Origin of the sequence: Microbacterium sp. Beta, from assembly GCF_005502545.1 — a bacterium.
Classification (GTDB): Bacteria; Actinomycetota; Actinomycetes; order Actinomycetales; family Microbacteriaceae; genus Microbacterium; species Microbacterium oxydans.
In genome coordinates this window covers 1-8,001 of sequence record NZ_SCOG01000046.1, presented here as the reverse complement: position 1 = coordinate 8,001, position 8,001 = coordinate 1, and the positions used below count along the sequence as shown (strand labels likewise).

The window sequence follows — 8,001 nt, the reverse complement described above, 5'->3', positions numbered from 1 at the left end:
CCCTCGCCGTGGATCCCGCCCACCCGTTCCCGTACATCTCCGGTCTGTCGCTGAACCTCGCGATCCGCATCCGCAACGCCCGCACGGGGCGCCAGGAGTTCGCGCGTCTCAAGGTGCCGCCCATGCTCCCCCGCTTCGTCGAGGTACCGGGCGGCGGCGAGATCAAGCGCTTCCTGCGGCTCGAAGAGCTCATCGCCAACCATCTCGGCGACCTCTTCCCCGGCATGGAGGTGCTCGACCATCATGCGTTCCGTCTCACCCGCAACGAAGACGTGGAGATCGAGGAGGACGAGAGCGAGAACCTGATCCAGGCGCTCGAAGCCGAGCTGCTGCGTCGCCGGTTCGGGCCTCCGATCCGGCTCGAGATCACCGACGACATGGACGACGTGACCATGGACCTGCTGGTCCGGGAACTCGACATCACCGACCTGGAGGTCTATCGCCTTCCAGGGCCGCTCGATCTGCGCGGACTCTTCGACCTGTCGCGGATCGATCGCCCCGACCTGCGGTACCCGCCGCACCTGCCCACCACCGCCGTCGCCTTCCAGCCCGCAGGATCGAGCACCCGGGCCGACATCTTCAAAGCGATCCGCAAGTCCGACGTGCTCGTCCACCACCCGTACGAGTCGTTCACCACCAGCGTGCAGGCGTTCCTCGAGCAGGCCGCCCGCGACCCGCACGTGCTCGCCATCAAGCAGACGCTGTACCGCACCTCCGGAGACAGCCCCGTCGTGCAGGCGCTCATCGACGCGGCCGAGGCGGGCAAGCAGGTGCTCGCGCTCGTCGAGGTGAAGGCGCGATTCGATGAGGCGAACAACATCGTCTGGGCCCGCAAGCTGGAGAAGGCCGGCGTGCACGTGGTGTACGGCCTGGTCGGACTCAAGACGCACTGCAAGCTCGCCCTCGTGATCCGCGAGGAAGACGGCAAGCTCCAGCACTACTCGCATGTCGGCACCGGCAACTACAACCCGAAGACCAGCCGCATCTACGAGGACTTCGGACTGTTCACCGCGGATGCGCAGGTCGGAAAAGACCTGACGCGTCTGTTCAACGAACTCAGCGGCTACGCGATCGAGAAGAAGTTCAAGCGCCTGCTGGTCGCCCCTCTGCACCTGCGCAAGGGGCTCGTGCGTCAGATCGACGCGGAGCGCAAGAACGCCGAGGCCGGCATCCCCGCGCACATCCGCATCAAGGTGAACTCGATGGTCGACGAGGAGATCATCGACGCTCTCTACCGGGCGAGCGCGGCAGGAGTGAAGGTCGACGTCTGGGTGCGCGGCATCTGCAGTCTCCGCACCGACCTCGACGGCATCAGCGACAACATCACGGTTCGCAGCATCCTCGGACGTTACCTGGAGCACTCGCGTATCTTCGCCTTCGAGAACGGCGGCGACCCGCAGGTCTACATCGGCAGCGCCGACATGATGCACCGCAACCTGGACCGTCGTGTCGAGGCCCTCGTGCGCGTCACCGACCCCGCCCACCTCAAGGAGCTCAGCACGTTCTTCGACCTGGCGATGGACGACGGCACCTCGTCGTGGCACCTCGGCCCTGAGGGAGTCTGGACGCGCCACGCCACGGATGCGGACGGCAAGCCTCTGATCGACCTGCAGGATAAGACCATGGGGTTGATCCAGCGGCGCCGTCGGGCTCGGGCGGTTCGATGAGCGGCCGGCAGCTGCAGCTCCCGGCCGACACGACGACGAGTGCGAAGTGGACGGACAAGGCGGTGTACGCGGCGGGTGCCGTCGTGTGGCGTGTGGTCGAGGGCAAGCTGCGCATCCTGCTGATCCACCGCACCAAGTACCGTGACGTCACGCTGCCCAAGGGGAAGGTCGACCCCGGCGAGATGCTCGCCGAGACCGCCGTCCGCGAGGTGCACGAGGAGACCGGCATCCGGGTGTCGCTGGGCGTCTCGGTCGGCGTGAGCCGGTACCTGCTCGCCTCGCAGAAGCAGAAGGTCGTGCACTACTGGGCCGCGGAGGCGACAGACGTGGCCATCCGCAAATCGACCTTCGTGCCGAACCGGGAGATCGCCGCGCTCGAGTGGGTCAGCGTGAAGAAGGCCCGCGCACGCCTGAGCTACCCGGTCGATCTCGAGATCCTGGACTTCTTCGCCAAGCTCGTCGACGACGGTGTGCTGCGCACGTTCCCGGTGATCGCGCTGCGCCATGCGAAGGCCACTCCCCGCTCGGAGTGGGACGGATCCGACGCCTCCCGCCCCCTGACCGACCGCGGACGGAAGCAGGCGAAGTCGATCGTCGGACCGCTTCGTGCCTTCGGCGTGCGCCGGATCGTGTCGAGCGATGCGGTGCGCTGTGTCGAGACGGTCACTCCGCTCGCGCGCGCGCTGGATCGCAAGATCGTGAAGACCGAGAAGATCAGCCAGGACGCCTGGGAGGACGGAGACTCCGATCTGCGTTCCGTCGTCGGCCGCCGGATCCGCGCAGGCAAGCCGGCCGTGGTGTGCAGTCACGGCCCCGTGCTGCCGGGCCTGCTCTCGGAGATCGCGCTGGCGACCGGCACCATCCAAGGGTCGTATCTCAGCAGTGCGTCGGACCTCGAACCGGCGGCGTTCTCGGTCGTGCATCTCTCTGCGACCAACCCCGGATCCGGGATCATCGCGATCGAGACGCACGTCCCCAAGGTCTGACGCTTCGACAGGCTCAACGGCCCAGGCCCGGAATCCCGCGGGAGACCCCCAGAGAGTCGCCCGCCGTTCACCTGCCGTTCACCTGCTCGGGAGAGTCTCGTTAACCGTCGCCCATAGCGTCACTGTGTGCCCTGCACCGGGCCCCACCCATTCCAGATCGAAGGATCCACAGTGAAGATCTCCCGAATCGCACGAATCGGCGCCATTGGCGCCGTCGCCGCTCTCGCACTCGCCGGCTGTGCCGCGAACGAAGCAGGCACCGGTTCCACCGACGCTCCCACCTCCGACAGCGCAGCGGTCAGCGGCTCGCTCGTCGGCGCCGGCGCCTCCTCGCAGCAGGTCGCCATCCAGGCCTGGACCGCGGAGTTCCAGAAGACCAACCCCGACGCCCAGGTCGAGTACGACCCGCAGGGCTCCGGTGGTGGACGCGAGTCCTTCCAGCAGGGCGCGGTCAACTTCGCCGGTTCCGACCGTGCGTTCAAGACCGACGAGATCTCGGCCGGCGGCTTCGGCGCCTGCGTCGACGGCTCCGACCTCGTCGAGATCCCGGCCTACGTGTCGCCGATCGCCATCGTCTTCTCCCTCGACGGGGTCGACGAGCTGAACCTCGACCCGACGACCATCGCGTCGATCTTCGCCGGCAAGATCACCAACTGGAACGACCCGGCGATCGCCAAGGACAACCCCGACGCGAAGCTCCCCGACCTCGCGATCACCCCCGTGCACCGCTCCGACAAGTCGGGCACCACGGGCAACTTCACCGACTACCTCGCGCAGACCGCGGGTGACGTGTGGACCGCAGGCAGCGTCGAGGAGTGGCCGGCCGACCTCGCCGGCGAGTCCGCGGAGAAGACCTCGGGCGTCGCCAACGCCGTCAAGGGCGGTCAGGGCCTCATCGGCTACATCGACTCCTCGCAGGCGGCGGACTTCTCGTCGGTCAACGTCAAGGTCGGCGACGAGTTCGTGCCGCACTCGGCCGAGGGCGCCGCAGCGACGCTCGACGCCTCGAAGATCGAGGAAGGCCGCACCGACGGTGACCTCGCCTTCGCGATCGACCGCACCACCACCGCCGAAGGCGCCTACCCGGTTCTCCTCGTCAGCTACCTCATCGGCTGCGCCGAGTACGAGGACGAGAACGTCGCTGCACTGACCAAGGCGTTCTTCACGACCGCGATCAGCGCCGAAGGCCAGGAAGCCGCCGCGACCAACGCCGGCAGCGCCCCGATCTCGGACGACCTGCGCACGCAGGCACAGGCTGCGATCGACCTCATCAAGTGAGCTGGTGACGGTCTCCGGGATGCCCCGCGGCATCCCGGAGACCGTCTGCTCGCGTCAGACACCCGATCTCCACTGAGCAGGAAGCAGCTCCCATGACAGCCACGACCTCGCCGGCGTCGACGCGCATCGTCGCGAAGAAACGCGCCGGTGACCTCTGGTTCTCCGGAACGGCGGTCGCCGCCGGATCCATGATCATGATCACGCTGGCCGCGGTCGCGATCTTCCTCATCGTTCAGTCGATCCCCGCCTTCACCGCGACGGCCGAAGACGCCTCGCTCCTCAAGACCAACTTCTGGGACTACGTCGGCCCGCTCCTGTTCGGGACCGTGTGGGCGGCTTTCCTCGCCCTTCTGCTGGCAGTCCCCCTCTCGCTCGGGGTCGCGCTCTTCATCACGCACTACGCCCCGCGCCGCCTCGCCCAAGGGCTCGGCTACGTGGTCGATCTACTGGCCGCCGTCCCCTCGGTCGTGTTCGGCCTCTGGGGAATCCTGGTCCTCGCGCCGGCGGTTCAGCCCATCTACGTCTGGTTGAACACGAACGCCTCCTGGATCCCCTTCTTCGACGGTGTGGTCTCGCCCACGGGCCGCACGATCCTCACCGCCGCCATGGTGCTCGCGGTCATGGTCGTCCCGATCATCACGGCCATCTGCCGCGAGATCTTCCTGCAGACCCCTCGCCTCCACGAGGAGGCAGCCCTCGCCCTGGGAGCCACCCGCTGGGAGATGGTGCGGATGGCTGTCCTCCCCTTCGGCCGCTCCGGAATCGTGTCCGCCTCGATGCTCGGCCTCGGCCGCGCGCTCGGTGAGACCATGGCCGTCGCGATGGTGCTCTCGGTGAGCAAGGCGGTCACGTTCGAACTGCTCACCTCCACCAACCCCTCCACGATCGCCGCCAACATCGCGCTGACGTTCCCGGAGGCGTACCAGGTCAACATCAACATCCTCATCGCGACCGGTCTGATCCTGTTCGTCGTGACGTTCGCGGTGAACGCTCTCGCACGCTGGTTCGTGAACCGCCGCAAGGAATTCTCGGGAGCGAACTGACATGACCGTTACCGCCCCCGAGTCCGCTCGCACGGCCAGCGCGGCCCCCTCTCAGCTCTCGCTCAGCTCGGGACACCTCCCCCGCTGGGCGCCCTGGGCCCTGCTCGCCGTCTCGCTCCTGATCGGATTCACGCCGTTCGCCCTCGAGGCCGTCGCCAGCGGATCCGACCTCAACATCGCCGGCTCCGTCGTGCTCGGCGCTGTGATCTACCTCGTGCTCATCTACGTGATGTCGCGCATCGTCGAGGGTTCCAGGAAGGCGCTCGACCGTCTCATCACCGGCATCGTCACCTCGGCGTTCGCGATCGCGATGGTCCCGCTGGTCTCGGTGGCGATCACCGTGGTCGCCAACGGCGTCGCCCGCTTCGACGGACTCTTCTTCTCCTCGTCGATGCGTGGTGTGCTCGGCGAGGGAGGCGGCGCCCTGCACGCGGTGATCGGCACGCTGCTCGTCACGCTGGCTGCTGCGATCATCTCGATCCCCATCGGCCTGATGACGGCCGTCTATCTGGTCGAGTACGGCAAGGGCGGACGGATGGCACGCACCATCACGTTCCTCGTCGACGTCATGACGGGTATCCCCTCGATCGTCGCTGGTCTCTTCGCCTACGCGGTGTTCGCGCTGATCTTCGGGCCCGGTGTGCGTATGGGTATCGCGGGCTCGGTCGCCCTGGCCGTGCTCATGATCCCGGTCGTCGTGCGCTCCACCGAGGAGATGCTGCGGCTGGTGCCGAACGAGCTGCGCGAGGCGTCGTACGCGCTCGGCGTGCCGAAGTGGCTCACGATCGTCAAGGTGGTCCTGCCGACGTCGATCGCCGGCATCACGACGGGTGTGATGCTCGCCATCTCCCGCGTGATCGGCGAGACCGCACCGCTGCTGCTCACGGCCGGATTCACCGACGCCATGAACTACAACCTGTTCAGCGGTCGCATGCAGACCCTTCCGGTGTTCACGTATTCGCAGTACGCGTACCAGGGCATTCCCGCTGAGGCATACGTGGAACGAGCATGGGCCGCCGCCCTGACGCTCATCATCATCGTCATGCTGCTCAACCTGATCGCGCGGCTGGTCGCGAAGATCTTCGCCCCCAAGACCGGCCGCTGAGCCTCGACCCGAAAAGCAAGGAACTGCAGTGTCCAAGAGCATCGAAGTCAACGACCTGAACGTCTACTACGGCGACTTCCTCGCCGTGGAGGGCGTCTCCCTCGACATCCAGCCGCGCAGCGTGACCGCGTTCATCGGCCCCTCCGGCTGCGGCAAGTCCACCTTCCTGCGCACGCTCAACCGCATGCACGAGGTCATCCCCGGTGCCCGCGTCGAGGGAGAGGTGCTGCTCGACGGCAAGGACCTCTACGGCCCCGGCATCGACCCGGTGCTGGTGCGTCGACAGGTCGGCATGGTCTTCCAGCGCCCCAACCCGTTCCCCACGATGTCCATCAAGGAGAACGTCCTCGCCGGCGTGAAGCTCAACAACAGCCGCATGTCGAAGAGCGATCAGGATGCGCTCGTCGAGAAGTCGCTCACGGGTGCGAACCTGTGGAACGAGGTCAAGGACCGCCTCGACAAGCCCGGCTCCGGCCTGTCCGGCGGTCAGCAGCAGCGTCTGTGCATCGCGCGCGCGATCGCCGTGTCGCCGCAGGTGCTGTTGATGGACGAGCCCTGCTCCGCGCTCGACCCCATCTCGACCTACGCCATCGAGGAGCTGATCGGCGAGCTCAAGAACGAGTTCACCATCGTGATCGTGACGCACAACATGCAGCAGGCGTCCCGCGTCTCCGACAAGACGGCGTTCTTCAACATCGCCGGTACCGGCAAGCCCGGCAAGCTCATCGAGTACGACGACACCACGAGCATCTTCACCACTCCGTCCGTGCAGGCCACCGAGGACTACGTCTCCGGCCGCTTCGGTTGAGCCCACTGCTCTCCCCTACTGCTGATTCCCCTCCCCTGCCTCCCTTGCTGCTGTTGCTCCAAAACCCAGACCACTCGAGTGGCTGCCGGCGTGTCAGCTGTTGACACGCCGTCGCACCGTCGGATGGTCTGGGTTTCGGCTTACCCGGGTCGAGGTGCACTGTGCCTGCACCGGCGCGGAATGCAGGGAGTTGTCCATAGCTCGTGCGGTTTCGGCCTCGACCGATGGCGTGCTCAGGGCAGTATCGGGCCATGTCCTTCGTGCGCGCCGCTTCTGTGCTGGGCGCGCTCGGGCGGATGGCACGGACATCGGAGCTTCGCCGGAGGGGTGTGAGCCGCGATGAGCTCTCGCGCGCGGTGCACTCCGGTGAAGTACTGCGACCGCGTCAGGGTGTCTATGCGCTGCCCGACACTGCGGAGGCCTGGATCCATGCCGCGTCTCACGGAGGAACGGTCGGATGTGCCCAAGCGGCAGCGGCGCACGGGCTCTGGGTGCTCGAGCTTCCTTCCACGAATCACATCTGGATGGGAGCTGCAGGGACTCCACGATCGCAGTGCGACGCCTGCGTGCTGCACTGGGATGAAGGCCACGTTCGCGTCGGAGAAGCCGCGCCCGTCCCGAATGCGCTCCTTCAGATCGCGGCGTGCTGCGGCGAGGACACGTTCTTCACCGCGCTCGAATCGGCTTTGCGACAATCACTGCTCTCCCCCGCTGGGCTGATCTGGCTTCGACGCCATCTTCCGACGTCGATGCGCTGGCTCGTCGCCTTCGCTCGTGCGGATGCGGACAGCGGGCTCGAATCGCTCATCCGGCTTCGGCTGCACCGGATCGGGATATCGGTCAGGACCCAGGTTCACGTCTCCGGTGTCGGGGAGGTCGACCTCGTCATCGGCGACTTCCTGATCGTCGAGGCCGACGGCCGGGAGAACCATGCCAGGGAGAAGGAGCGGAGCAAGGACCTACGGCGTGACGCCGCGGCTGCCGCTGCCGGGTATACGACTCTGCGCTTCACCTATGAGCTGATCGTCGACGAGTGGCATCTCGTCGAGGCCGCGATCCGCGGCGCCGTCGCACGCGGAGCCCACCTCGCGCCGGCGGTCTGACTCCACCACCC

The 8,001-nt window shown here is 66.9% G+C and carries 7 protein-coding genes; all 7 read left to right on the top strand.

Annotation, left to right across the window (positions count from 1 at the left end; all coding sequences use genetic code 11):
• Nucleotides 1–1,667: polyphosphate kinase 1 (ppk1, locus tag FFS56_RS20195; protein WP_137772341.1), on the top strand; the 1,667-nt coding region annotated here is incomplete at its 5' end.
• Nucleotides 1,664–2,653, top strand: coding sequence for an NUDIX domain-containing protein (locus FFS56_RS20190; RefSeq protein WP_127012520.1), 990 nt, complete (start codon nt 1,664–1,666; stop codon nt 2,651–2,653). The genes ppk1 and FFS56_RS20190, both read left to right, overlap by 4 nt.
• A 171-nt stretch (nt 2,654–2,824) precedes the next feature.
• Nucleotides 2,825–3,931, top strand: a complete 1,107-nt coding sequence (gene pstS, locus FFS56_RS20185) for a phosphate ABC transporter substrate-binding protein PstS (RefSeq protein WP_058633070.1) — start codon at nt 2,825–2,827, stop codon at nt 3,929–3,931.
• A gap of 92 nt (nt 3,932–4,023) precedes the next feature.
• Entirely contained in the window at nt 4,024–4,974 is a 951-nt protein-coding gene (pstC, locus tag FFS56_RS20180) for a phosphate ABC transporter permease subunit PstC (protein ID WP_021199103.1), read from the top strand.
• A gap of 1 nt (nt 4,975) precedes the next feature.
• Nucleotides 4,976–6,079, top strand: coding sequence for a phosphate ABC transporter permease PstA (gene pstA / locus FFS56_RS20175; RefSeq protein ID WP_058633071.1), 1,104 nt, complete (start codon nt 4,976–4,978; stop codon nt 6,077–6,079).
• A 28-nt stretch (nt 6,080–6,107) separates the two neighbouring features.
• Entirely contained in the window at nt 6,108–6,887 is a 780-nt protein-coding gene (gene pstB, locus FFS56_RS20170; RefSeq protein ID WP_017828973.1) for a phosphate ABC transporter ATP-binding protein PstB, read from the top strand.
• A 251-nt stretch (nt 6,888–7,138) separates the two neighbouring features.
• On the top strand, nt 7,139–7,990 hold the full coding sequence (locus FFS56_RS20165) for a type IV toxin-antitoxin system AbiEi family antitoxin domain-containing protein (protein WP_052748585.1): 852 nt from the start codon (nt 7,139–7,141) through the stop codon (nt 7,988–7,990).
• The last annotated feature ends 11 nt before the right edge of the window (nt 7,991–8,001 follow it).

Coding starts and splice junctions, on each gene's coding strand:
- FFS56_RS20190 (WP_127012520.1), top strand. CDS start 1,664: ATGAGCGGCCGGCAGCTGCAGCTCCCGGCCGACACGACGACGAGTGCG.
- pstC (WP_021199103.1), top strand. CDS start 4,024: ATGACAGCCACGACCTCGCCGGCGTCGACGCGCATCGTCGCGAAGAAA.
- pstA (WP_058633071.1), top strand. CDS start 4,976: ATGACCGTTACCGCCCCCGAGTCCGCTCGCACGGCCAGCGCGGCCCCC.
- FFS56_RS20165 (WP_052748585.1), top strand. CDS start 7,139: ATGTCCTTCGTGCGCGCCGCTTCTGTGCTGGGCGCGCTCGGGCGGATG.